Source organism: Pseudoalteromonas sp. SR43-2 (genome assembly GCF_014163885.1).
GTDB classification, from domain to species: domain Bacteria; phylum Pseudomonadota; class Gammaproteobacteria; order Enterobacterales; family Alteromonadaceae; genus Pseudoalteromonas; species Pseudoalteromonas distincta.
On record NZ_JACJED010000006.1, the window covers coordinates 52,074 to 78,879 of the forward strand.

Annotated in this window: 17 protein-coding genes; 3 read left to right on the top strand and 14 right to left on the bottom strand. The window is 40.8% G+C overall.

All coding sequences use genetic code 11. The annotated features are described in order from the left end of the window. Positions 1 to 85: 85 nt before the first annotated feature. The 4 genes from H5120_RS06925 to H5120_RS06940 form a co-directional block, all read right to left on the bottom strand. Positions 86 to 709, bottom strand: a complete 624-nt coding sequence (locus H5120_RS06925) for a 3'-5' exonuclease (protein ID WP_182673952.1) — start codon at positions 707 to 709, stop codon at positions 86 to 88. A 15-nt stretch (positions 710 to 724) separates the two neighbouring features. Further along, on the bottom strand, positions 725 to 2,563 hold the full coding sequence (locus H5120_RS06930; protein WP_182673953.1) for a DUF294 nucleotidyltransferase-like domain-containing protein: 1,839 nt from the start codon (positions 2,561 to 2,563) through the stop codon (positions 725 to 727). A gap of 123 nt (positions 2,564 to 2,686) precedes the next feature. Then, positions 2,687 to 4,411 carry a sodium:solute symporter family protein gene (locus tag H5120_RS06935; RefSeq protein WP_002961534.1) on the bottom strand — a complete coding sequence of 575 codons (1,725 nt, stop codon included), beginning with the start codon at positions 4,409 to 4,411 and terminating at the stop codon, positions 2,687 to 2,689. Positions 4,412 to 4,421: 10 nt separating this feature from the next. Further along, positions 4,422 to 4,685 (bottom strand): DUF4212 domain-containing protein, encoded by a 264-nt coding sequence (locus H5120_RS06940; protein WP_002961535.1) that lies wholly within the window; start codon positions 4,683 to 4,685, stop codon positions 4,422 to 4,424. A gap of 414 nt (positions 4,686 to 5,099) precedes the next feature. Here H5120_RS06940 and H5120_RS06945 point away from each other — a divergent pair, with 414 nt between their 5' ends. Beyond that, positions 5,100 to 8,540 (top strand): PAS-domain containing protein, encoded by a 3,441-nt coding sequence (locus tag H5120_RS06945; RefSeq protein WP_182673954.1) that lies wholly within the window; start codon positions 5,100 to 5,102, stop codon positions 8,538 to 8,540. Positions 8,541 to 8,657: 117 nt separating this feature from the next. On the opposite strand, the gene H5120_RS06950 is transcribed toward H5120_RS06945, so the two are convergent. From H5120_RS06950 to H5120_RS06965, 4 genes are all read right to left on the bottom strand, one after another. Next, complete coding sequence (locus H5120_RS06950; RefSeq protein WP_182673955.1) at positions 8,658 to 11,303, bottom strand: DUF2339 domain-containing protein; 2,646 nt, start codon at positions 11,301 to 11,303, stop codon at positions 8,658 to 8,660. Positions 11,304 to 11,429: 126 nt separating this feature from the next. Continuing rightward, positions 11,430 to 12,791 (bottom strand): hypothetical protein, encoded by a 1,362-nt coding sequence (locus H5120_RS06955; RefSeq protein ID WP_182672785.1) that lies wholly within the window; start codon positions 12,789 to 12,791, stop codon positions 11,430 to 11,432. Between the two features lie 217 nt (positions 12,792 to 13,008). Beyond that, a complete protein-coding gene (locus H5120_RS06960) occupies positions 13,009 to 13,860 on the bottom strand; it encodes a GGDEF domain-containing protein (protein ID WP_182673956.1) in 852 nt (283 codons plus the stop codon). A gap of 98 nt (positions 13,861 to 13,958) precedes the next feature. After that, complete coding sequence (locus H5120_RS06965) at positions 13,959 to 14,543, bottom strand: YqaA family protein (protein ID WP_002961545.1); 585 nt, start codon at positions 14,541 to 14,543, stop codon at positions 13,959 to 13,961. Between the two features lie 194 nt (positions 14,544 to 14,737). Here H5120_RS06965 and H5120_RS06970 point away from each other — a divergent pair, with 194 nt between their 5' ends. Continuing rightward, a complete protein-coding gene (locus H5120_RS06970) occupies positions 14,738 to 15,973 on the top strand; it encodes a TMEM143 family protein (RefSeq protein ID WP_182673957.1) in 1,236 nt (411 codons plus the stop codon). A 77-nt stretch (positions 15,974 to 16,050) separates the two neighbouring features. On the opposite strand, the gene H5120_RS06975 is transcribed toward H5120_RS06970, so the two are convergent. The 5 genes from H5120_RS06975 to H5120_RS06995 all read right to left on the bottom strand — a co-directional run bounded on the left by H5120_RS06975 (position 16,051) and on the right by H5120_RS06995 (position 23,062). Beyond that, a complete protein-coding gene (locus H5120_RS06975; protein ID WP_182673958.1) occupies positions 16,051 to 19,188 on the bottom strand; it encodes an efflux RND transporter permease subunit in 3,138 nt (1,045 codons plus the stop codon). An 8-nt stretch (positions 19,189 to 19,196) separates the two neighbouring features. Further along, positions 19,197 to 20,444, bottom strand: a complete 1,248-nt coding sequence (locus tag H5120_RS06980) for an efflux RND transporter periplasmic adaptor subunit (protein WP_182673959.1) — start codon at positions 20,442 to 20,444, stop codon at positions 19,197 to 19,199. Further along, positions 20,441 to 21,703, bottom strand: coding sequence for a TolC family protein (locus H5120_RS06985; RefSeq protein ID WP_182673960.1), 1,263 nt, complete (start codon positions 21,701 to 21,703; stop codon positions 20,441 to 20,443). The genes H5120_RS06980 and H5120_RS06985 overlap by 4 nt, the downstream gene beginning before the upstream one ends. Positions 21,704 to 21,853: 150 nt before the next feature. Continuing rightward, the gene (locus H5120_RS06990; protein WP_182672791.1) at positions 21,854 to 22,162 is read right to left on the bottom strand and encodes a hypothetical protein; all 309 of its coding nucleotides are present in this window, start codon (positions 22,160 to 22,162) and stop codon (positions 21,854 to 21,856) included. An 81-nt stretch (positions 22,163 to 22,243) separates the two neighbouring features. Continuing rightward, complete coding sequence (locus H5120_RS06995; RefSeq protein ID WP_182672792.1) at positions 22,244 to 23,062, bottom strand: AraC family transcriptional regulator; 819 nt, start codon at positions 23,060 to 23,062, stop codon at positions 22,244 to 22,246. Positions 23,063 to 23,174: 112 nt separating this feature from the next. On the opposite strand from H5120_RS06995, the gene H5120_RS07000 reads away from it, so the two are divergent. Further along, positions 23,175 to 26,261 (top strand): beta-galactosidase, encoded by a 3,087-nt coding sequence (locus H5120_RS07000; RefSeq protein WP_182673961.1) that lies wholly within the window; start codon positions 23,175 to 23,177, stop codon positions 26,259 to 26,261. A 52-nt stretch (positions 26,262 to 26,313) separates the two neighbouring features. On the opposite strand, the gene H5120_RS07005 is transcribed toward H5120_RS07000, so the two are convergent. After that, positions 26,314 to 26,760: a DoxX family protein gene (locus H5120_RS07005; protein ID WP_039490309.1), complete on the bottom strand. Its 447-nt coding sequence runs from the start codon at positions 26,758 to 26,760 to the stop codon at positions 26,314 to 26,316. Positions 26,761 to 26,806 lie beyond the last annotated feature (46 nt).

Genomic DNA, 26,806 nt, shown 5'->3' on the forward strand with positions numbered 1-26,806 from the left:
CATACGGATAACAATAAAAGTAAACTGCTCTTTATTGTAGGCGGGAGTTTATCTCGCGCGGCATAAAGCCCCGCCTACAGCCAACCTACGTCAACTCGCCTACTTTTAACTCTTTGCCGCGGCTTATTTGATGGCACTGGGCTAGCAGTAACTCGGCGGTCGCTTGTGCATCGGTTAATGCGTGGTGGCAATGATAGCCTGGTAGCTCATAACGTGTGCGGCAAGCATTAAGGGTTAAATCATCTTGTTTTATTTCAGTTGAATGATGGAGTAAGCGCTTTTGTTCAATATGGAGTGTGTCGATTATAAGTTTAGGACGTATAGTTATATTGGCATTTTTAAGCGCTATTTTTAAAAACCCCCAATCGAGCATGGCATTATGAAACACTAGAATACAATCACTAAAGTGGCTGCTTAGTTGCGTTAATATACTGCACAAGCTCTGTCCTTTTGTTATAGCATCGTCGCTAATCCCATGAAAAACAGGGCTTTGCTCAAGGCTTTTTACGTTTTTATTTATAAGGTGCTGCGACTCGCTCATTTTTATACATTGGTTATCTATTATCACCCACGCTACCGATACAATTTCGTGCTGTTTTGCATCAAGCCCAGTGAGCTCTAAATCAATCACTAAGTAACGTTGTTGTAAGGCATTTTTACCTAGTAATTTACGGCGCTTTAAATACCGAGTGAGCAGCTTTTTTACCATGTTAGTAATCCATCATTATAAACTGCCACGAGCAAACTTAAACGCGGCGGCTTGCTGCGCTTGTTTAACAAGGTAAAACGCTTCTTTTAGCTGATGGCGCTCTAGTGAGTTTAATTTATTAGGATTAATACAATTACTCGGTAAGCCCTCTTCGTTTATTTGTGTACTCAAGCGCAACTGCGTTAAGAACCGCCAGCAGTCTTTTAGGTTGTATATATCTTCTTTGCTGATCAGTTTATGTTTTAGTAGTGCGTCCAACCGTTCTTGCGTGTTGGCGCGCCTAATACCCGCTTTTAAAGCGTATAACCGCACTATGTCATTTATAATTACGACACCGCGTTTTTTTAAATCTATGTATTTATTATTTTGATCTGTTTTTTCTGTTTTAAATTTATTAAATAAACCAATTGGCACGCTATTGCTGCTTATGTCGGTTGCCATTGCGGCATAGAATAAGTCGTTACGCGATATACGAATTAGTTGCTCGCAAAAAGCCGTGTATAAAGCGTTTGAACCTTCAATAAATCGCAGGTCAAAAAATATCTTACAGTTAAGCATTGCATTGGGTGTGGGGCTTTTTATCCATTTAAAAAAGCGCTCGCTCCAGTCGTTTACGCTCATACGGCACTCATCACTGCTTGCCATAATATTACCCGGGCAACGCCTAATGCCGCACTCAACTAAATTCTCGCATACAAACTCCCCCATACTTTTAAAGTAAGCGTGTTGATCGGGGGTTAAGTCGTTAGGGAGTAATAAGCCGTTGTCTTGATCTGAATGCAGGGTTTGTTCTTCGCGTGCTTGCGAGCCAAAGCAAATAAAACTAAAGCTGGTTGGCGCTGCGCCATGCTCTTCTTGAAATAAGTGAATCAGGCGCGATGTAAGCGCATCGGTTAAACCACTGAGTAATTTACCAATTAGCGATATGTCGTCAATGTTGTACGAAAAACTACGCAAAAGTTCGGGGATTTCTTTTGCGTAGCGTTTTAAATCAGTAACAGTATGCGCTTTATATATGCGCCCAATAAGCTGTACGGGGTCGCTTTTTTGTTGGCGTAGTAAATCGGTGCTGGTTATCATCCCTATCGGGTTATGGTTTTCGTCAAGCACAGGCAAATGGTGAATATTGTATTTAAGCATTAAGTGCAGCGCTGAAAACACCCGGTTATTTTCAAATATAAACTTAGGTTTGGCGGTCATAATACTGCTTACAGCGTCTTGTGGATCTACCTCGTCGGCAAGTACTCGGTTTCGTAAATCGCGGTCGGTCACCACCCCTACTAAGTGCGCGTGCTGCGTTATCATTATTGACGACACACCATGCTCTTTCATTTTTTTAGCGCTTTGCCTAATACTTGCATCAGGCGTAAGCGTAATTGCTGTGCGCGTCATCAGCTCTGATATTTTACGTTCAGACCAGCTATCGTTTTTACTTTTATAATGCGATGACAACAACCGGTTAGCATGAGCGCGTACAAAGTATTGCTCAAACGATTTATATTCTCTGCGTAAAAAATCAAAGTGCGTTTGAGAGAGCATATACACTATCCCCTCTTTTTGTACTTCTAACCTATTTTGAATTGCCTCACCGGTTAATAGCGACGGAAAACCAAAATAGTCACCTTGCGCTAAGCGCGTAACAACATCGCCCTTGCCATCAACTAGGTCGTACAAACCAGAGCGAATTAAAAATAGTTTAGGGTTTTCACTTTGTAACCACTGAGTTTGGTTTTCGCGGGTAAGGTAAATAATATCAAGATGATTTACAAAGTATTCGCATGCGCTGCTATCAAGCATAGTAAAAGGCGCTTGCAAACAAACGTATTGGGCTATTTCTTGTTGTTCTACACTCATTGTATTCGCTCTTTAAATGGTGATGTACCAATCTAATGTACTTATTTATTAAACAAATAAAAAGCCCGACTAAAGTCGGGCTTTTGGTGCTTTATGTTTTTTTACTATATCTGTAAATGTTGCCTAGTGATCGTGCGCTTCAGCTGACCCTTTAGGGTTACGAATACCTTCTACCATTTCTTGAATTTCAATAGGTGTAGCTTGAGTAAATTTAAGAACAACTGCAGCTACTACAAAGTTAATAATCATACCAATTAAGCCAATACCTTCAGGCGAAATACCTAAAAACCAATGTTCAGGATTGTTAAGCTCAGGGCTTACAAACTTGAAGAAGATAATATAAGCAGCGGTAAAGCCAATACCCGTTACCATGCCTGCAATTGCGCCCTCTCGGTTCATTGTTTTAGAGAATATACCCATAATAATTGCTGGGAAGAAACTCGCTGCCGCCAAGCCGAATGCAAATGCCACTACCGATGCCACAAATCCAGGCGGGTTAATACCAAAGTACGCGGAGATAACAATAGCGACCATGGCTGCCAACCTCGCTGCAAGTAACTCTTGCTTGTCGGTAATATCGGGCTTGAGGGTTCGCTTGAGTAAATCGTGCGAAACGGAGGTCGAAATAACCAGTAGTAAACCTGCTGTTGTAGACAATGCAGCGGCAATACCACCTGCAGCTACAAGTGCGATTACCCATGCTGGTAAATTAGCAATTTCTGGATTTGCTAATACCATAATGTCGCGGTCTACATTTACTTCGTTAGCACTGTTCGGATCGGTGATTTTACCCGCCGTGTAGAACATTTTGCCATCGCCGTTTTTATCATCAAATGTAATTAAACCTGTGCGTTCCCAGTTTTTAATCCATCCTGGTGCTTCTGCGTAAGCTGTACCGCTACCGTCTTTACCATTAATAGTATCAACCATGTTTACGCGAGCAAAGGCTGCAACCGCAGGTGCTGTTGTGTAAACAATCGCGATGAACACAAGAGTCCATGCAGCAGAAATACGTGTGTCTTTTACGCGAGGTACAGTGAAAAAGCGTACAATTACATGTGGTAAACCAGCAGTACCTACCATTAACGCACCAGTAATAGCGAATACGTCAATCATGCTCTTAGAGCCTTCGGTATATTGCGCAAAACCAAGTTCAGCGCTTAAGCCGTCTAGTTTATCAAGTACGTACACGCCATCGCTGCCAATTAATGTGGCACCAAAACCGGTTTGTGGGAAGAAATGACCCGTCATCATCATCGAGATAAAAATGGCTGGTACAAGGTATGCAAATACAAGTACACAATACTGCGCTACTTGTGTGTAGGTAATGCCTTTCATGCCGCCAAGTACCGCATAAAAGAATACAATCACCATACCAATGTAAACACCGGTTTCAATTTCTACTTCTAAAAAGCGTGAAAATACCACGCCTACGCCACGCATTTGCCCTGCTATATAAGTGAAACAAATAAATATGGCACAAAAAATAGCAACTAAACGCGCGGTACGTGAATAGTAACGGTCGCCAATAAAGTCTGGCACAGTAAACTTGCCGAATTTACGTAAGTAAGGCGCTAAACACATGGCTAATAGTACATAACCACCTGTCCACCCCATTAAGTAAACACTGCCATCGTAACCTGCAAACGAAATAATACCCGCCATTGAAATAAACGACGCGGCGCTCATCCAATCGGCAGCTGTTGCCATACCATTAGCAAGAGGAGGTACGCCGCCGCCCGCTACATAAAACTCTTTGGTTGAACCCGCTCGGGCCCATATTGCTATGCCGATATAAAGCGCAAAGCTTAAACCAACAATTAAAAACGTGAGTGTTTGAACATCCATTGCTTAGCTCCTATTCGTCTACGCCGTATTTTTTATCTAACGTATTCATTTTGAAAACGTACACAAAAATCAAAGCAACAAAGGTATAAATCGCGCCTTGCTGGGCGAACCAGAAGCCAAGTTTAAACCCAAAAAAACGTACTTCATTAAGTACATCAACCAGTAATATGCCAAACCCAAAAGACACAACAAACCACACTGCTAACAGTTTAAATAACAGCGAAATGTTTTCTGCCCAATAAGCTTTTGCTTGTTCTTCATCTTTAAAAGCCATTTTTGTTTTCCCCTTTAAGCACCGCAATATCGCGATGAGTGGTTTTTTATCTTCGCTTACCAATCTAGCAACGCTGGTTAAATATTGAATTGAGACCATAGTCGTAACAGCCTATTAACGTTTACGTAAACTGTATTTATCATTCAAGCGTGTTTTATATATTTTTATATTATTTCAATTGCTTAGGCTGTTTTTGTAAGCTGGCTTTATGATTAAATTGATAAGTTGGTCATTAATGCGACATTAGTCTAATGCTCAAGGGTGTTTTATTTTTACTCTTAATATTCAATAAGATATAAATAAAATAAAAGTTTTATTTTAAATTCAAGCCTCACACTTAACCTCAGTTCTGGTATTGTGTTAATCCCTCATAAGGATGAGGGACTATTTAAAATAATAAGGTTTAATAACAACATGACTGCCGTACTCATTATTGTTGCTTTAAGTTATATAGGTGTGCTGTTTTGGCTTGCCAATTGGGGCGATAAAACAACCCCTTTAGCAAAGCGTATTAGCCATCACCCATTTGTGTATTCACTCTCACTCGGGATTTACTGTACCTCTTGGACTTATTACGGTTCGGTTGGAACAGCCGCCACCAGCAGTTGGAGTTACTTGCCAATATTATTAGGCCCTGCGTTGCTGTTTTTATTCGGCCAAGGATTTTTACGTAAGCTGGTACTGGTAAGTAAAAAACAAAATATAACGACTATTGCTGACTTTATTTCAGCTCGTTACGGCAAACGTCAAACTACAGCAATAATGGTTACTGTAATCGCATTACTGGCAACCATTCCCTACATTGCACTGCAATTAAAAGCGCTTAGTACAAGCTTTTTACTTTTGCAAAACAGTAATAAAATATCCGGCGATATGCTCGCGCTTTCTGCCACACTAATTATGGCTTTATTTGCTATATTTTTTGGTACTCGCAAAGTTGATGTAACTGAATATCGCTCTGGGTTAATGCTCGCTGTTGCATTTGAATCTATGATTAAACTTATTGCTCTTATTGCCGTTGCGGGGCTTGCAGTATTTACACTTTTTAATTTACCTGAAGCCACCACGAACAAAGTAACTGAGTCTATTTGGGGTCACTGGAGCGATTTTAACTTTTTTAGCTTTAACTTTATTGGCCAGTCTTTAATGGCTGCAGCGGCTATTATATGTTTGCCTCGCCAGTTTCATGTAACCGTGGTCGACAACCAAAACAAACGCCACTTACTTACCGCTCGCTGGGCTTTTCCGCTGTATTTACTACTAACAGCCGCAATGATTTTACCTATCGCGACGGCGGCCATTCATCCTGAAATTGGCAGCGGCTATTCACCCGACAGCTTTGTACTTGCCCTACCGCTAATTAACGACAACGCTTTTTTAACCACCTTTGTATTTATAGGTGGACTATCGGCCGCCACCGCAATGATAGTGGTAGCAACGCTTACATTAAGCACGATGATCTCAAACGATGTGGTACTGCCGTTAATGCTGCGTAGAAAGTTTAAACGTAACTTAATTACCAGCAGTTATAAGTCTCGTATATTACTTGTAAGGCGCTTTGCTATTGCAGGCATATTAATTTTGGCCTATTTCTATCAGCAATGGTTTGGCCATAGTAGCGCACTGGCCAGTATGGGCTTGGTGGCGTTTTCACTTGTTACCCAATTGCTGCCCTCTATTGTGGGTGGTTTATACTGGCGAAAAGGTCATGCTTATGGGGTATATGCGGGTTTAGTAGCAGGCTTTATTTGCTGGATACTATTTTTAATGCTGCCAATACTCGATGCCGGTACAACCCTTGATAGCGAGCTGCAACAAACGCTTATAACGCGTGGAACCTTGATAGCTTTGTTTGCCAATATTGGTTGTTATATTAGTTTTTCACTCGGGGCTGAGGAACGCTTAATTGATAAAATTCAGGCCGCTGCTTTTGTTAACCCTAAAGATCAGGCTATTTTATCAAGGCGCTTAAATAAAGACGTAAAAGCCACCGTTTACGACTTTAAAATACTACTGCAAACCTTTCTAGGTATTCAGCGCAGCCAACAAGTATTGGCCCATTACGCACTCGCCCATCATTTAAGCGATAACAACGCACACCCAGAGCCTGAATTTATAGCTTACTGCGAGCGCGCATTAACGGGCGTGCTTGGTGCATCGTCAGCGCAAGCATTAATACATACGGTATCGTCGGGTAAACGTATGGCGTTTGAAGAAGTAGTAAACTTTTTTGACGAAACCACACAAGCGCTGCAATTTAATCAAAACCTGTTATTTACCTCACTCGAAAATTTAAGCCACGGTATTTCAGTTGTTGATAAAGATTTAAAACTCGTTGCATGGAACAAACGCTACAATGAAATGTTTGGCTACCCTGAAGGCTTTTTAGAAGTAGGCCAACCTATAGAAGACATTATTAGATACAACGCTAACCGTGGTGAATGTGGCCCCGGTGAAATAGAACGCCAAGTAGAAAAACGTGTACAGCATTTAAAATATGGCAGCTCGCATCATTTTATTCGCCACCGTCGTAATGGCCAAGTATACGAAATGATTGGTAATCCACTGCCCGATGGCGGATTTGTTACCAGCTTTTCGGATATTACAAACCACATAAGTACGCAAAATGCGCTTGAAGAAGTAAACATGGATCTTGAAAATCGCATAGAAGCACGTACTCAAGAAGTACAAACTATTAATAAAGACTTACAAGCTCAAATAGATAGCCGCGTACAAACCGAGCAAGCACTTACTTTAGCTAAACGAGAAGCAGAGCAAGCCAACGACAGTAAAACGCGCTTTTTAGCACTGGCGAGTCACGACATTTTACAGCCGTTAAATGCAGCACGTTTATACCTTGCCGCCATTGACGAAAAACAGCTCGACAGCACTAACCAAAACAGCTTTGAAAAATTAGGCGACAGTCTCGATTCAACCGTACATTTAATGTCGGCATTGCTTGAAATAGCTAAGCTTGAGCAAGGCGCTATGACCCCAACCCCTCGCCACTTCTATATTGAAGATATTTTAGCACCACTACAAAGTGAATACGCTATTTTATCAAGTGATAAAGGCCTTAAACTTGGTGTGCGTTCAAACCAGCAAATTGTGCACAGCGATATAACCTATCTTCGCCGGATTATTCAAAACTTGGTCTCTAATGCAGTTAAATACACCGATAATGGCCGTGTATTAATTGCCTGCAGGAACCGAAAACACAATTTACGAATAGAAGTATGGGATACAGGCCCTGGTATTAGCGAAGTAGAGCAAGCTAAAATATTTAACGACTTTTACCGTGTTGAGTCGGGCGACAACAAAGGCGTAGGCTTAGGCTTAGGTGTTGTAAAACGTATGGCTGACTTATTAAGTTTGCCGCTTGATGTGCATTCTGAGCCAAATAAAGGCAGCCGTTTTAGCATTGAGGTACCTTATGGTGACGAGCAGTTTGTACAACAAAAAAGTACTACAAACAGCCTAATAGAAAACCGTGCAGCAATTAATATTGTTGCCGTAGACGACGACCCTGAAAATTTAGCAGCAATGGCAAGCTTACTTAAAAAGTGGCAAGCTAATTACACCCTGTTTGATAACGTAGATAATGTACTAGCGCATGCTAAGCAAAACGCTGCACCCGATGTTATTTTAATGGACTATCAATTAGGTAATGACTGCGATGGCATAACGCTAATTAAAACCCTGCGCGAAATTTGGCAAAGCCAAGTCCCTGCTATTTTAATTACCGCAGTGCGCGACACCGAGCTTAAACAAGAAACCAAAGCCGCTAATATTCATTATTTAAGTAAGCCAATTAAACCGGGAAAACTAAAGGCACTGCTTAATCACAGTACATAATAAGCTAGTAAAAAGTGATCTAGTTAAAAGTGTTCTAGTTAAAAGCTATCAAGTAATAGCGTAAAACAAAAAGCCCAGTATCTTCACTGGGCTTTGCTTTATAAAGTATTCATAAAGTTAAACTTGATTTACTCGGCTTCTAAGCTTTTGGAACAACCAACTTAACCCCACCAATGAAAGCCCTAATCCAATAAACGAAAGCGCTTTAAGTAAGCCTTCCAAGTTAGCCATATCAATTAAAAACACTTTAACAATAACTGCAGCTAGTATGCCTAGGCCTACTTTTTGTATTAATAATTGATTTTTTAAATGACCAAAAATAACAGTACCCGCACCCAATACTAACCAAATAACAGAGTAGCTATAGAGCTCTGCATTGCTCGCCCCTTTTGATAAGTATATGTAAGGACCTTGCCAGTACTGACGAATAAAGCTGTTTATTGCCAATAATATAAAGCCACCTGCAACGGCTAATATAAATGGCGTAGCTTTAGCATTTATTGGTTTTACAAGCTTGGCCAGCCAAAGCGTTAATCCTGCAGGTACTAACCACAATAGTAATAACCAGTTAAATATTGGCAGCTCACCTATGTAAAGTGATTCAAATAATGGGTTATCGTCAAGTAGTGTTTTAATAGCAAAAAGCCCTGCTAACCCTGCAAGTACAAAGCCCGCCACTTTATATAACTTAGCTAAAGTACCGGCAAGTTTTGCTCTGTGTAAATACACACACCCTAATGCCAGCCAGTTACAAGTAAGGAGTATTTGCTCGTAAAAGTTAAGTGAATCAAATTGCGGATAATGCCCTACTAACTGATAACTTGTTTCGGTAGTAATAAAAAGCGCTAAACAATGAAGAGCTGCACCTTCGAGCCATATTTTAAGTTTTGATGAGTCAAAGCACTTAGCTGCGGCAAAAAATAACGCAATACATAACGGATAAACCACAATACTCCAATGCAAACCAAATACCGTAAGTGCATCGTAACTTGGTGTCCAAGGCGCAAGCGTTAAGCGCAGTAATAACGCAGCAACTAAGGCTTTTATAGGCCAATGCGGCATAGGCACGTTATAGCGTTTTATAAGTACGCTTATAAGTAATACTTGTACAGCAAGTGCAATGGTTAGGCCGCTGTCACTTAATAGCATGGTAATTGCTAACGTAATATTGGCATTAGCCCCTACCCAATAAGTAAAACGCTGAAATAGCGTTGTATTATGCTGCGCGAGCTTTATTAAAATAGCCGCCACTACAAACAATGCAACGGCCCAAAGTGGATATGCAGTACTTAACGCGGAATTAGGAATAAGCGTATATAAAGTCGCTATCATTACAAATGCACTAAATGCCCCCGTAATATGAAACGCTAAACGCTTAATCTGTTTTTTACCGTAATAGAGCCCAAAAGCGGTAAGTAACAATCCGAGTAATAAACCCAAACCGTATTCATTTTTGAATATAAAGAGGGCGTCATCAAATAGGTTTGGCGAAAGATGCGTGCGCTGAGCGCCTAATACTAATAGCGTTGAAATAACTAACGCTACGCCCTGCCAAATATCCCAACGGCTATTTTTAAGGACTAAAAACAACACCAATACAATACTTAACACGCCGATTGCTTGCCACTGCATATCAAAGTGACTGATCAACATAGTAAATATTAAGGGCGCTATAAAAGCGAGTAGTAATGCATGATCTGGAAGCACTTTAAGTAAACGTTTTAAACTGTGCGGGCGATGTTCAATAACATTCAGTTTTAGACCTAAGCGCGGTATAGCAATTAACCCTACAATACTAAGTGAAGCAAATGCCCCCATTAACCAAGCGGTATTAGCTTTAAGTAGCGTAAAACCAACTAAATACCAGCCAATGTGCCCAGCCCATAGTAAATACCATAGCCAAATACGTTGTACTTTATGTGCAACTAACGCAGCCGACAAACTTACAAAGCCAATATACATTAACAGCGCAAATAAGTTACCACTGCCAGTGCTAACCCATATTGGTACGCTGTAAGCGCCAATAATACCAAGCACGGCCAATAGCGGGCCTAACCTAAGCGCCATCGCGCTTGCACTAATTGCTATAATAGCTAACGCAAAAAATGCCACGGTAGGGCTCAGCATGTCGTAACTGCTGTAAGCTAAAAGCGTTAAAGCAAAACAAGTAATAAACCCACCACTTGCAAGCGCTGCGGGTATGTAATTATTAAAGCCTTCAAATACAATGCGTTTATGGTGTAAATAAGCTGCGGCTGCAATTAGGCCAAGCCCAAATAAGCCGCCTAAACTTAGCCTCATTACAGGCGATAGTAATCCCGCTTCTAGGCTATATTTAGCTAAAAAGATGCCCCCAAACGCAAGCGCTATTGCGCCTATCCAGGTCATCCAGTTCTCTTCAAACCCTGCGCGTAATTTATTAAATAGTAATTCTATGGCTGATGCTTCAGCTGGTTTGGCTTTTTTAGGAGGCGCTGATAGCTGATTTATTACAGGTGGCAACGCGTTTTGGGACGTTAAGTTTGGCTGTGCTTTATGAGCAATTGGCTCTGTTATTGAAAGCGCTGCCTGAGCCGTAGATGCTTCACTTTGAGGTTCACTTTGCGATATCGATTTATGTGTTTGTAGATGTGTTATTTTGGCCCTTAAAACAGCAACTTCTTGTTTTAATCCATTTAACTGCACTAGCGCTATTAAGCCGCAAATAGCACCGGCAACTACAACCAGTATTACTATGACGGCTAACCCAACTAAATCATCCATGGCACACTCTTATTAATTATTATGCCCTGAGTGTACCTAATTATTAATGAGTAGGTAAATTTTGTTCAATAAAAAAGCCTAAGTACTTAAAGTGCTTAGGCTTTATGCTACTTAATATGCTTAGGTTTATTCAACACTATCGGTAATAGTGCGCTCTAGGGTCATCTTATAACCTGAGCTTGTTGTTTCATCATGCTCTAAAATCAATATGTAGTTACCCTCTTGTGTAAAGTCCATATCGCTTTGTTGAATAAGCACAATTTGCTGGCCGTTGTCTTCGTAAACAACATAAACCGTGTAAATTTCGTTATCTACAACCTGCTCTTCTTGGTCATACTTATCTAGGCCATCGACTACGTTACTAGTGTCGTCTACCGTTTCGCCGTTAAGTGTAAAGTACACATCTACATCTGAAACCGACTGCCCTGCGTAGCTTTCAATTAGGTTTACAACCGATACCGTATGGCTGTAACTGCTTGGTGTTAGATTTTCTTCAACGCTCATCATACGTAAACCGTTATCTGCGTCGTTATAAAAAATACCCACCGCACTTTGCTCGCGCTCTAGCGTCATTAAAAAGTTATCAGCTAGTTTTGTACCTTCTTCGTCGTACATCGCTACGCTGTAACTATTAGGCGAAAGTTCAACATAATCGGTATAAGAGTCACTAGCGACTGTATTTGTTGTGTTTACAGTTGTACCGCGTGTAGCAGAAAAGCTTACTGGCGAGTAGTCATCAACCGTATTTATAAAACGTAATTGCCCCAGTGCAGATTGATGTTTAAGCTCAGTAACGTAGTTATTATCGGTTACTACATCAAGCGTAATACCACCTTCTTCTGTTGCATAACTTGGGCGGATCATTGCTACATAACTTGCTTCATCGTATAAATAAACAGATGAAGACTCGTACACAACATCACTGCTGCCCGCTTCTGTTATGTAAATAGTGTAATAACCTTCATCAACGCTTTGCAGATCTAACTCACTTAAATATTGAGCCGATGAAAAAAGTGTCGCGCTTTCAAATACGCCATCATCAGTTGCTAAGTAAATATCGTAGCTAGTATCCTCACCTGCAATATTGTAAAACCCTAAGTTAAACTCACCCGTATCGCTTGAGATAGGTACGCTAAGCTCTGTAAATGTAGGCTCATCAAAGTTACCACTCATTACTACTAACTGTGTTTTGTCACCCTTAATAGAAATTTCTTGATCGCTAATTGTTATATAGCTGTCGTTAGCATCTAGGTACTCAAAACTTACATCATAAGTGTCTGTGCTGTAGTTATGGCGAGTAGTTACATCAGCAAAATCAGCGCCTGACCGCTCTGTTTCTTCAACAAACAAACGTGTGTATGGGCTATTGTAAGAGCCGTTATACAATTGGATGTAACCTGTAGAGCTTGAGCTATCGTCAGAGCCACAGCCCGACAAAATAGTAATTAGACTTAAGGGTAATGCAGCTTTTAAAAGGGAGTTGGTCATTAAGGTTATTCCTTATTATTAATATCTCCATTATGACCCAAACATTCTATTTTAATTTCATGATTTACAAAGCATTACCCTCACTGACATTTCCTTACGAAAACGTTAAAAAGTGTAGTAAATGTGCAAACAATAAGGACGTGTTTTTATATAATTAAAACGCTTACGGGGCAATTTCAAAACGATCTCGGCCACTCTTCTTAGCTAAATATAAAGCTTAATCAGCGCGCTTCATTACTTTACCTAAAAGCTCATTAGGCGTTTGCATTGCAACACCTATACTTACTGTTAAGTGACGAGAGTTTTGAATATTTATGGTGTGCGCAAGGTCAATTAATTGCTGCGAAAAATCACACGCTTGCGTCATATTATTTGTAGGTAAGTAGCCACCAAATTCTTCACCACCGAGGCGAGCAAATTCGTTTTGGTGCGTAAAAGCATTGTCGTATTTAGTTGCTAGTTCTTTAAGCACTACATCACCAACATCATGACCAAACTCATCATTGATTGCTTTAAAGTGGTCTATATCGATAATTAAAATAACGTAAGGTGAGTGCTGAGCATCTTTAGCGTGCTGATAAAAATAACGTCTATTATGTACCTTGGTTAAATCGTCAATAATGAGCTCACGCGCTAATCGGTTATTAATACTTTGTACAAAGCGCATAGTTTTAAATAAACCATAGGAAGTTAAAAGCATGCCGCTGGTTCTGCATAAGTCCTCAAAATAAATACTTATCCAATAAGGCTGTACAACTAACTCATCAAGCACGTCTGCCGTGGTGCCAATGCTCCATAGTAATAAACCAAAACTAGAAAAAATATATGCTTTTTTAGATAGCTCAGAGCATTGAACCATCCAAAACAGAAATATAATGACAATTAAATTAATAAAATCGGTAGTAAATCCGTACACATTGTTTTGAACTTGTAAGGGAGGAAAGTTAGTTAGGGAGTAGGCTGAAAAAATAGCAATATAGATCAATAAAGCTAAACTTAAAACTTTATTGATCAAAGGCATTTTATAAAAGTTAGAAAGTTTAACGGTAAGTTTTACTGTGTCAATCATATTAATTGCTAGGTTTTTCAGTACTTCATTTGAAAACTATAGCACAATAATAAAAACCATCACGAAGATGAAAACCGTAATCCCCCTCAAATTTAAACTTAAACTACGGTACTAAGTCCCCACAATCCCAACACTAAAATAGTAATGCCAATCATCGCTTTAGTTTTATGTTTACTAATAATTCGCTCAGCTTCATTACCGGCATAATAAACAATAATAGCCAGGCCAAAGTAACGAATAGAACGCGCAATACCCGAGGCCAATAAAAATAGCCAAATAGAGTACTTAGTCGCGCCTGCTGCAAGCATCGCTATTTGAAATGGAATGGGCACAATGCCCAGTGTTATTACAAACCAAAAGCCTTGATCTTGCATTTTTTGTTTAACGTTTTCAAATTGTTCAGGGCTCGAAAGTGTATTAATAATCCAATCGCCTACTGCATCAAATAAATAGTAACCCAATGCATAACCAAACAATGCACCCACTATGCAGCCCAAGGTCGCCATTAATGCTATAAGCCATAGCTTTTCTCGACGAGCCTGCATAAGAGGCACAAGCACTGCTTCAAGTGGAATAGGAACTATGGTTGACTCTAAAAACGACGCCACTGTAATACCGCTAAGCATATGCTTAGAGTCAATAAAATTACGTGTTTTTTCTTTTAGCTTTTTTTGAATGGCCATAGTAAATCCTTTTCACTTATCAGTAAGAACAAGAGTATTCAATAAACCAATAATTACATATTTAGGTTAATACACGCTGAAAACTGTGTACTAAATTTATCAGGTCCTAGGGTGTTAACAAATTAGTAATATCCATAAGAATATTTTATTATGTGTCAATGCAGTTAAATACCTACCAAAGCAGTTAAAAACTTATGCAAAGTGCGCGTTTTATTCCCTTTAGAAAGCAAGATATTGTTGATATGTGTAGCGAAGAGCTTAAAAGCAGTACACAAAAAACATCGTTTAAACAATTTTGTGATTTACTAGCAAGCCTTATTCATTACGATTACCACACAACACTTGAGTCGCTTAAAAATAACTACGCCCCTTTTGATCCCAATAGTGACACGCGATCATTAGCGCCGGTTTCAAACGATCAAAAAGCGCAGTGCCAACGTGAATTTGCGCGCGACTTTGCCAAGGTGCTCAACGCAGCTAACTTTGAAGTGATCACTAATCAAGATTTAAAAGATGCATTAAACGAAGAGTCACTATTTAAAGTGCGTCTTGAAGTTGAATTTGATGACTTTGAAGAAGTGGTTTTTTATCGCCGTGGCGAGTCGCAACTGACCGAAACCATAACCAGCTTTTGGGGCCTTCGTAAAAAGCCGCTGCACTTTACTAATTACGACCGTGTTGCGGTGTTTATTCGTTTTAAAGATAAAGCCCACTTTGAAGCTAAAAATAAAACACCTTTAGGGTTTGAACCAAGTTCGACCATAGTTAAGCTGTTTCAAAATGTGCCAAAAGCCGATCTCGAAATGCTATTTCCTAATAGCGAGGTACGCATGCGCCCTATTGATAAAGTGATTATTGGCTCATCGGCTTTAGTTGGCGGTGCGGTGGTATTAATTACTAAGCTTGGCGCATCAATTTTATTGTTATTTGCTTTGTTTGCCTTTTGGGGTGGTTTTAGAAGTGAAGCTGTAGAAATGACTCAACAACACTTTATTACTTTTGCTATTGGTATGGGGGTATTTGGCAGCTTTATTTTTAAAGAATGGAGTAAATTTAAAAACCGTAAAATTAAATTTATGAAAGCGCTTAGCGATAACCTCTACTTTAAAAACCTCGATAACAACGCCGGTGTTTTTCACACCCTTATTGACGCCGCCGAAGAAGAAGACATAAAAGAAGCCCTGCTTGCCTATACGTTTTTACTAAAATCAGAAAGTGGCTTAACCGCCCAAACGCTTGATGAACAAATAGAGTATTGGTTTAAAAACAAATACCAGTGCGATCTTGATTTTGAAATTAGCGATGCCCTTGAAAAGTTGGTACGTATGCGCTTAGTGACGAGCACTAATGATGTGTATAGCGCAATAAATTTGGAGCACGCAAAATCTATTTTGGATGAGCGCTGGGATAACTTGTTTCAATATAATTAACCTGCAAAGTTTACTTAACAACAAAAAAGCAGCTGAAACTTCAGCTGCTTTTTACTTTACTTAACTAGGTGCAACTACTAAGCGGCTTGATGCCTATTAAATTTTGCATGTACTAGCTTATAAAGTGCGGGCAATATTAATAACGTAAGTAGGGTTGATGAAATAATCCCCCCTACTACAACCGTCGCCAGCGGCCGTTGTAGCTCAGCGCCGGTGCCTGTATTTAGCGCCATAGGAATAAACCCTAAACTTGCCACTAAAGCGGTCATAAGTACTGGGCGCAGGCGCGAAAGTGCACCTGTTTGTATTGCATCTATTAAGCTAAGCCCATCGGCTCTTAACTGTTTAATAAACGACAGCATCACCACACCATTTAATACCGCGACACCACTTAGCGCTATAAACCCCACGCCTGCCGATATTGATAACGGCATATCGCGTAATAGTAACGCAAGTACACCACCGGTCAGTGCAAGTGGTACGCCGCTAAATATAATTAACGAATCACGAAGTGAATTAAACGCACTGTAAAGCAGGCCAAATATAAGCAATAAAGTAACTGGCACCACCAGCGATAACCGCTTACTTGCCGATTCTAACTGCTCAAACGTGCCGCCGTATTCAATCCAATAACCACTTGGTAAATTAAGATCTGAATTTAAAGCGGCTTGTGCATCACTTACAAAGCTTGCTAAGTCGCGCCCTTCTACATTTGCAGTAACAACAACATTACGCTTACCGCTTTCACGGTTTATTTGATTAGGCCCTTTATCAATACTAATATTTGCAACTTCGCCAAGCGGTACAAATGCAAGGTCTGGGTTGGCACTTTTTGGCACGGCCACTGGCAAACGCGCAAGCTGTGATACATCGCTTGACCAGCGCTCATCTAAACGCACTAATAACGAAAAGCGTTTATCGCCTTCATAAATAAGTCCGGTTTGTACACCGCCTACCGCAGCACTTACACTTTGCTGTATATCGGTTACTGTTAAACCTAACAGTGCCATATGATCGCGAAGCGGCGTTACCGAAAGTGTAGGCAAACCTTCCATTTGCTCAAGGCGTACATCAGTTGCGCCAGTAATGTTTTGCACCAAGGCTGTGGCTTTTTCGCCATACTGTTTTAATGTTGATAAATCATCGCCATAAATACGCATCGCAACGTCGGCTCGCACGCCTGCTATTAACTCGTTAAAACGCATTTCTATAGGTTGCGTAAACTCATAGTTGTTACCTGGTACTTCATTTACTAAATGGCGAATTTGCTTAACCAGTTCTTCTTTACTTAAAGCAGAATTAGGCCATTGTTCGCGCGGCTTTAGCATTAAAAAGGTATCGGCAACGTTAGGTGGCATAGGATCGTTTGCTACATCTGGAGTGCCAATTTTTGAAAATACTTTTTCAACTTCAGGTATGTCTAAAATGGCTTGCTCTAGCTCTTTTTGCATTTTTACCGATTGCTCAATCCCCGTACCGGTGATGCGCAGCGCATGCATAGCTATATCGCCTTCATCAAGCTGCGGTAAAAATTCAGCGCCCATATTTTTAACTTTAAAGCCAAGTGCAATTACAAGCACAGCAGCAATGCTTAACATTACCCACGGCAACTTAAGCGATAAACCAAGCAGTGGTTTGTAGCCTTTTTTAATACCCCGCATAACGGCATTTTCGCTCTCGCTTACTTTTCCTCGCACAAATACCGCAATAGCGGCAGGTACAAAGGTAACAGCAAAAATAAGTGCGCCAACTAGTGCGGCTACAACCGTAAATGCCATTGGCTGAAACATTTTGCCCTCAACCCCACTAAGTGCAAACAGCGGCAAATACACCAGCATAATAATTAAAATGCCAAATACCGCAGGGCTAAATACCTCTTTGGTTGCCGCAGTTACAACACTTAAACGCTCGTTTAGTGTAAGTAGCCGGCCATGTTTATGCTGCGCAAGGCCTAATTGCCTTAAACAGTTTTCAACCACAATTACAGCGCCATCAACGATTAAACCAAAGTCGATTGCGCCTAGGCTCATTAAGTTACCCGACACGCGATTACCTACCATACCGGTAATGGCAAATAGCATACTAAGCGGAATCACCATTGCCGTAATCAATGCGCCAGTTACGTTACCTAATAACAGCAGCAAAATAACAATCACTAGCACCGCGCCTTCGAACAGGTTGGTTTTTACGGTTGCTATGGTTTTATCAACAAGGGTTGTGCGGTCATAAACTGCTTCTACCACAACACCTTCAGGCAAGCTTAGCTGTACGTCTTTGAGTTTATCAGCCATGGCTTTTGCCACTACGCGACTGTTTTCACCAATTAGCATCATGGCGGTGCCAAGCACGGTTTCTTTACCATTATAAGTAGCAGCGCCGGTTCTGAGCTCTTTACCTAAACGCACATTTGCTACATCTTTAATACGTACCGGTGCATCATCGCGCTTAGCAATAACGGTATTGGCTATATCATCAATGCTTTTTAATTGCCCTGGCGAGCGCACTAAATATTGCCCGTCAAAGCGCTCTATAAACCCCGCACCTTGATTACTATTATTTAATTTAAGTGCCGTAATAACATCATTTAGCGAGAGCTTATAAGCGAGTAGCTTTTCAGGCACGGGGGCTACTTGGTACTGACGCTCAAAGCCACCTTGGCTGTTTATTTCGGTAACGCCTTTTACTTTTAATAGCTGCGGGCGAATAACCCAATCTTGCAGGGTACGTAAATCCTCTGCGTTAAATGGCGTGCCATCATCTTTTAATGCACCGTTATTTGCATGCACAGAGTAGGTAAAAATCTCCCCTAGCCCGCTGGCAATTGGCCCTAAGTTTGGCTCAATATTGGCTGGCAAGTCTGAGCGAATACTTTGAATGCGCTCTGATATTTGCTGGCGCGCCCAGTAAATATCGGTGCCTTCGTTAAAAATAACGGTAACTTGCGAAAGCCCATAACGCGAAATAGAACGTGTGTAATCAAGCTTTGGTATGCCCGCCATAGCGGTTTCAATTAAATAGGTAATGCGCTGCTCTGCTTCAAGCGGGGTAAACCCAGGCGCTTTTGTATTTATTTGTACTTGCACATTAGTTATATCGGGTACGGCATCAACGGCTAAATTTTGGGTGTTGTATACACCAAAGCCTGCAAATAAAAGCGTGAGCGCAAGCACCATCATGCGGCGCTTAACCGCAAAAGAAACTATCCAATCAATCATGCTGCCTCCTAGTGTGAGTGGCTTGCGCCGCTTTTTAAAATATCGGCTTTAATCACATAACTGTTTTGCGTTACGTACTCACTATTTGGCGAAAGCCCCTCAAGTACCTCTACCCACTCGCTGTTTTTAGCACCAAGCTTTACAGGGCGTACTTCAAATACATTGCCGCTTTTAATAAACACACTAGGTTTGCCGTTAAATTCCTGCACAGCTGTAGCCTTTACTCGCACTGCAGCATCTACTTTTGCAGTACTAATGTCGCTATTAACGTGCATGCCTGGGCGCCAATGGCCATCTTGATTTTTAAGCTCGATTCGCGCACGCGCAATATGTCCGCCCGTCATCATAGGTGCAATAAAAAACACCTCACCTTGTGCGTTTAAATGATGATGTAAGTCGTACACCTTAGCGCTTTGCCCTATGGCGAGTTTTTCAATATTTTCAGGAAACGCCGAGAGCTCAACCCATACAGTTTCAAGATTGACTATTTGCATCAACGCGCTACTAGCAAGCTCACCGCGCTTTAAATATTGCTCGGTAATAACGCCTGTCATTGGGCTTTTTATGGTGTAATTTTGCAGTGTTTCACGGTTAGTGATACTTGCAAGCTTATCGCCCTTTTTAACGTTTTGACCAATGCTTACAAAAATGTCGTTAACTAAACCGGTATAAGGCGCCATTACTTCCACGGTGCCGTGTGCGGTGGGTGCTATAACACCAAATAAAGTATCGGTTAGTTCAACGCTACCCGCTTTTGCAATCTCTGTTTTAATTCCTGCGCGTTCAATTGCTTGGGAGCTTAGCGTTGTACGCCCTTCTTCTTGCTCATAATGATAATTTATTTCAGCGCCTTTATAACTTGCCATTACATCAAGCTTAAACGAGTGCGGCTCGTTTACGCTCACGGTACTTACTAAATAGTCATTTTCAGCTTTAAAACGAATAAGCTGTGGCTCTTCACTTAAACGCTGCACATTTATGGTTACGTCTAATTGGTTTATATCCACAGCTTTATCGTTATTAAACCCATATATTCGCAGCTCGGTATTACCTGCAAACTGGGTTAGCTTAAGCTCTAAATCAAGGGCGTTATTGGTTAGTAAAAATCCGCCGTGCGGGCCTTTTTGTGTGTGTTCGTCTTTGTGGCCTTCTTCGTGACCTTTTTCGTGATGGCTATCAGATGCCATAGCCGTGCTACTTAATAATGGGAGTGCAAATAATTGCGTTATAAATAATGCGATAAGAGTGTTATTCATGATTGATGAGTCTCAATTAAAGGTTGGCCAGTTAAACGCTCAAGGGTAAGCAGTACTTGATATAGCTCGCTATGGATGTTGATAAGTGCGCGTTTAGAATCAAATAAAGCTTGCTGTGCGTCTAGTAATTGCAACACCGATATTTGCCCTTGTTGATAGCTTTTTAAACTTTGTTTTATAAGCGTTTGTGCTTGTGGAATAACTTGATGTGTTAATAGCTGTGCCTGCGCAGTTTTACCTTGGTAATACGCATACAAGGTACGTATTTGCTGGCGAAGCTGAATACGTAATTGTCCTTGCTGCTCATTAAGTAGCGTTAGTTGATGCTTTGCAGCCTCAATATTTCCGCTATTAGAATTGCTTAATTCCAGCGGCATTGAAAAAGAAAACACCAACGAGCTGGCATCAGTTTGCTGGTTATATCGCACGCCACCACCCAGGGTTAAATCGCTTTGCCCGCTTGAGTGCTGCAGCGACAAATTAGCCGTTTGCTGCATATATTGCTGCTGTAGCAGTGCAAATTCAGGCGCTGTATTTACCGCATCAAGTAGCGCTGCTTCACTTTTAATAGCAGCTATTTGTGATAAATCGCCAGCATAATAATCACTCACTTGTGGCTCTTGCCAAAGCTCGGTTAGAGCTAAGCGCGCACGCTCAAATTCGCTATTTAGCATCAGCGTATTTAAATCTACTTGGCTTAATGCATAACGCATGCGGGTTACATCAGCACTTGAGGCTGCACCCGCTTTAGCGCGTTTTTCAATTGCGTTAAGTGCCTGCTTAACGGTGTTTTTACGCTCACTATTTAAAGCAATTAACGCCTGAAATTTAAGTATTTGGTAATAGCGCTCAGCGGTAGTTGCTAAAAGTGCTAACCGAGTATTTTTATACTCAATTGTTTGCGCTTTTATATTTGCCGTGGCGTAGTTAATGCGGTTTTGGCGTTTATTACCCAGCTCTATTAATTGGCTTAAAGCCAGCGTGTACTGCGCCCCCGAAAACGCATGGGAGCCATGGGTTCCTAAAAAGTTTTCAGCTTCAAAACTCAGCTCAGGATTAGGTGAAAGCGCAGCTTGGGTTTTAAGCGCCGTTAATATTTTTTGATGATACGGGTAGCGTTTAAGCTCAGCATTTTGCTGCTCGGTATTTTTAAGCGCTTGCTCTAGCGTTAATACGTTTTGAGGCTCATTTTTTGCCAAAACGCTCATTGCTGGTAATGCGCACAGTAGCGCCACCAGCATAAGTGGTTTTTTGTTCATATAGCATGTCCGTTTTTTAACAAACATAGTTGACTTAATCACTACGCCTATTTTAAAAACAAGCGCAATTAAGCAACCTAAATATGCACACAACTAGCCTAACAACGCTTATGCGCAGGCAGTTATTTACAAAGTATTTAAAATTAGAAACTAGCTATAAAAATTAGGTGGCGGAACATCTGGTGGGTAATTTAAACCATTGTAACAAGCATTGTTTGTGGCTTGGCTTTGTTCAGGGCTTATTGAATGGTTTATCGTACTGTAGTAGCCACAGTGGCAATGCTGATGGGCATGAATTTCTGTAGGTGATTGCGCATCGTCGTCGTTTGCATTTGTTTGAGAATGAACATGCGTAACGTGATCAACTTCTTCTTGCAGATGATACGCCGCCGCATCACAGCTAATAAAGCTGTGCACAAGCACTAAAAGTATCACGACTAAAAAGTAGTTTGAGCGCATTACCTACCTAAAAACTCTAAAATATAATTTAAGAAATCGCACAATACCTTAAATTTATTCAAATGTAGAGAGCCGCTTACGTTATTTTCTAAATTCACTTGGTGATACACCCACTGATTTTTTAAACCGTTTAGAAAAATTAAATATATTAGGATACCCCACGTAAGCGGCGATATGAGCAACAGGCCAGCGGGTATTTAGTAGTAAGCTTTTAGCTCGTTTAATGCGTAAATAAATAAGCTGCTGCATTGGGCTTTTGCCATATTGCGCTTGGCATAACCTATGTAAATGCGGTGCTGAGTAATGCACGTGTTCGCACATAGCGTCTATTGTCCAATCAAACTGCAGGCGCTCTTCTACCTCTAAAAACAAGCTGGTTAATCTGGTTTGCCCGCCTATTTGTGGCTCGCTTTGAAGCGTAGTGTTTAAATAGTGGCTTAAAATAGGCATAACACCTTCGCGCAAAGTAGTATTACTTTCGCTATATAAAAGCTCCATAGCTAAATGTAATGGCGCTAATTGCTGATTAGTTAATACCTTAGCCTGTGCTAAATTTAAATGTTGCCAACGTTTAGTGTTTGCAAGGTTTAGCCAAATCAAATCCCACTTTTCGCTTGCTATTTTAACCTCAAAACTTTGCCTTGCAGGCAATATAGCTAAGCTATTTTCAGTTAATGAGTATTGATTATTAACTGTTTTAAGTGTGCCCTGACCAGCCAAAGTATAAAAAAGAGTGTGTTCAAGCGGGTTAGTACGTGCAACACAATAGTCACCCAATAAATTAGAGCAACCTGCCAGCTCTATTTCAAGGTTTGGCATTTGCGAAAGCGTGGTTAAATCAATAAACCGCTCTGTACACTCTGGGCCAATATCGAGTACATCTACAATAGTGTTGCGCATAATTTAAAATGATAGCTTTGGACAAATAAAAGAGAGCTTTAAGCATAACCTCAACGCATTATTTTAGCTATATTTAAGCCACTATAATTGCCATACATGCAATAGGACACTAATGAACTCACTACAACACATAATTAACCGCCGTGATTGGGAAAACCCAATTTCAGTACAAGTTAATCAAGTAAAGGCGCACAGCCCACTCAATGGATTTAAAAGCGTTGACCATGCCCGTACTAACACACAATCACAAAAACAAAGTTTAAACGGCCAATGGGATTTTAAATTATTTGATAAACCCGAAACGGTTGATGAATCACTGCTAAGTGAAACACTAAGCAAAGATTGGCAAAGTATTCCAGTGCCTTCTAACTGGCAGTTACACGGCTTTGATAAACCTATTTACTGTAATGTTAAATACCCATTTGCAGTTAACCCGCCATTTGTACCAAGCGATAACCCAACAGGTTGCTACCGCACTGAGTTTACTATTACGGCAGATCAATTAGCGCAACGAAACCATATTATTTTTGAAGGCGTAAACTCGGCGTTTCACCTTTGGTGTAACGGTCAGTGGGTGGGTTATTCGCAAGATAGCCGCTTACCAAGCGAGTTTGATTTAAGCGAGCTGTTAGTGGCAGGTACTAACCGTATTGCGGTTATGGTTATTCGCTGGAGCGATGGCAGTTATTTAGAAGATCAGGACATGTGGTGGCTAAGCGGTATATTTCGCGATGTTAACTTACTTACAAAACCACAAAACCAAATACGTGATGTATTTATAACCCCAGATTTAGACGCCTGCTACCGCGATGCGACTTTGCATGTAAAAACAGCGATTAATGCACCAAATAACTACCAAGTAGCAGTACAGGTTTTTGATGGTGAACAGGCACTGTGTGAGCCACAAATACAAAGCACTAACAATAAACGTGTTGACGAAAAAGGCGGCTGGAGCGATGTAGTATTTCAAACCATTGATATACAAAACCCTAAAAAATGGACCGCCGAGACCCCTTATTTATACCGCTGTGTTGTAAGCCTGTTAGATGAACAAGGCAATACTATAGACGCAGAAGCCTACAATATTGGCTTTAGAAAAGTAGAAATGCTTAACGGGCAACTTTGTTTAAACGGCAAGCCGCTACTCATACGCGGTGTTAATCGCCACGAACACCATCCTGAAAACGGCCATACAGTAAGCACCGCCGACATGATTGAAGATATTAAGCTTATGAAGCAAAATAACTTTAATGCTGTACGTACTGCTCACTATCCTAACCACCCGCGTTTTTACGAATTATGTGACGAGCTAGGTTTATACGTAGTGGACGAAGCAAACATAGAAACCCATGGCATGTTTCCTATGGGTAGGCTTGCCAGCGATCCGCAGTGGGCTGGTGCATTTATGTCGCGTTATACACAAATGGTTGAGCGCGATAAAAACCACGCCTCAATTATTATTTGGTCACTGGGTAACGAATGCGGGCACGGTGCCAACCACGATGCAATGTATGGCTGGTCAAAAAGCTTTGACCCGTCGCGCCCAGTGCAATACGAAGGCGGCGGCGCAAATACAACAGCAACAGACATTATTTGCCCTATGTATGCCCGTGTAGATACGCATGTTGCCGATGACGCCGTACCTAAATACTCTATTAAAAAATGGTTAAGCCTACCGGGTGAAACGCGCCCTCTTATTTTATGCGAGTACGCCCATGCAATGGGTAACAGCCTAGGTAGCTTTGACGATTACTGGCAAGCATTTAGAGAATACCCACGCCTACAAGGTGGCTTTATTTGGGATTGGGTAGACCAAGGTTTATCTAAAACTGATGAAAACGGTGAGCATTACTGGGCCTACGGCGGCGATTTTGGTGATGAACTAAATGACCGCCAATTTTGTATAAATGGCTTATTGTTCCCAGACCGCACGCCGCACCCTAGCCTGTTTGAAGCTAAATACAGCCAGCAGCATTTACAATTTACGCTGCGTGAGCAAACTAAAAATCAATACATCATTGATGTATTTAGCGATTACGTATTTAGACACACCGATAACGAAAAACTGGTTTGGCAGTTAATGCAAAATGGCATCTGTGTTGAACAAGGCGAGCATGTACTTAATATTGCTCCGCAAAGTACACACACGTTAACAATTAAAACTAAAACAACGTTTGAGCAAGGTGCGCAATACCACCTTAATTTAGATGTAGCACTAATTAACGATTGTAGCTTTGCAAGTGCCGAGCATGTATTAAACACCGAGCAGTTTAAGCTTATAAATAGTAATAATTTAAACAGTGAATCATTTACATCAACTACAGAGCAAAGCGCTATAAGTGTTAACGAAACCGACTCTCAACTAAGTATTGAAAACGATAAATTTAAACTTGTTTTTAGTAAGCAATCAGGGCTTATAGAGCAGTGGTTACAAAACGATACTCAGGTTATTAGTAGCCCACTGGTTGATAACTTTTATCGCGCCCCGCTTGATAACGACATAGGCGTAAGCGAAGTAGATAACCTAGACCCTAATGCATGGGAGGCACGTTGGTTACGTGCAGGTATAGGGCAATGGCAGCGCACATGCAGCTCAATTCACGCAGTGCAATCAAGCGTTGATATACGTATTACTTGTGTATTTAATTATGAATTTAACGGCACAGTACAAGCAAAAACACAATGGCTATATACACTAAATAATACCGGCAATATTAGCTTAAATGTTGATGTGCACTTAAACGACACTCTGCCGCCAATGCCGCGTATAGGGCTAAGTACAACGCTTAACAAGCAAAGCGATACAAAAGTAAACTGGCTAGGTTTAGGGCCTTTTGAAAACTACCCAGATCGCAAAGCCGCAGCACGTTTAGGTTATTACAGTTTGAGCTTAAATGAGCTACATACACCGTATATATTCCCAACCGATAACGGCGTGCGTAGTGATTGCCAATTACTTAGAATTAATAACTTAACCGTAACCGGTGCGTTTTTGTTTGCAGCCAGTGAGTATTCGCAAAGTACGCTAACGCAAGCAAAACACACTAACGAACTCATTGCTGATGATTGCGTACATGTACACATTGATCATCAACATATGGGTGTTGGTGGCGATGATTCATGGAGCCCAAGTACCCATAAAGAATATTTACTTGAGCAAAAGCAGTACAGCTATTCTTTAACTTTTTCAGCTAAATAATTTAAACAAAAATAGCGGCCAAATTGGCCGCTATTTTTTTAATTAACACACTCTATTTATTAGCTAGCTTTTTAGCTAATACGTTATCAAGAGAAAAACTTCCCGCTCCTTGAATTGCTAAAACTACAGTTACTACTAGTAAAGTTAATGCGTATTCATAGCCATTGTTTGCCATAAATAAGCCATTACTAATATGTACGCTAAAAATAGCAATCAGCATAGTAAAGCCGGCAACTACAGCAGCTGGGCGAGTTAACAAACCAATTGCTAATGCAATGCCACCAAAAAACTCAGCGCTACCTGCCATCATTGCTAACCAATAGCCAGGCTCTAAACCAATACTCGCCATCCATTGGCCTGTACCTTCAAGCCCGTAACCGCCAAACCAAGCAAATAGCTTTTGTGCACCATGCGCCGCTAAAATAAGGCCAACTGGTACTCGTAAAATTAATGCTGCTACGCCTGCTTTTGAGCTAAGTAATGTGTTTAGTAATTTCATGAGTTTTAGTCCTGTTTAAATTTATTTAATCGTTAGGTTTTTCCTA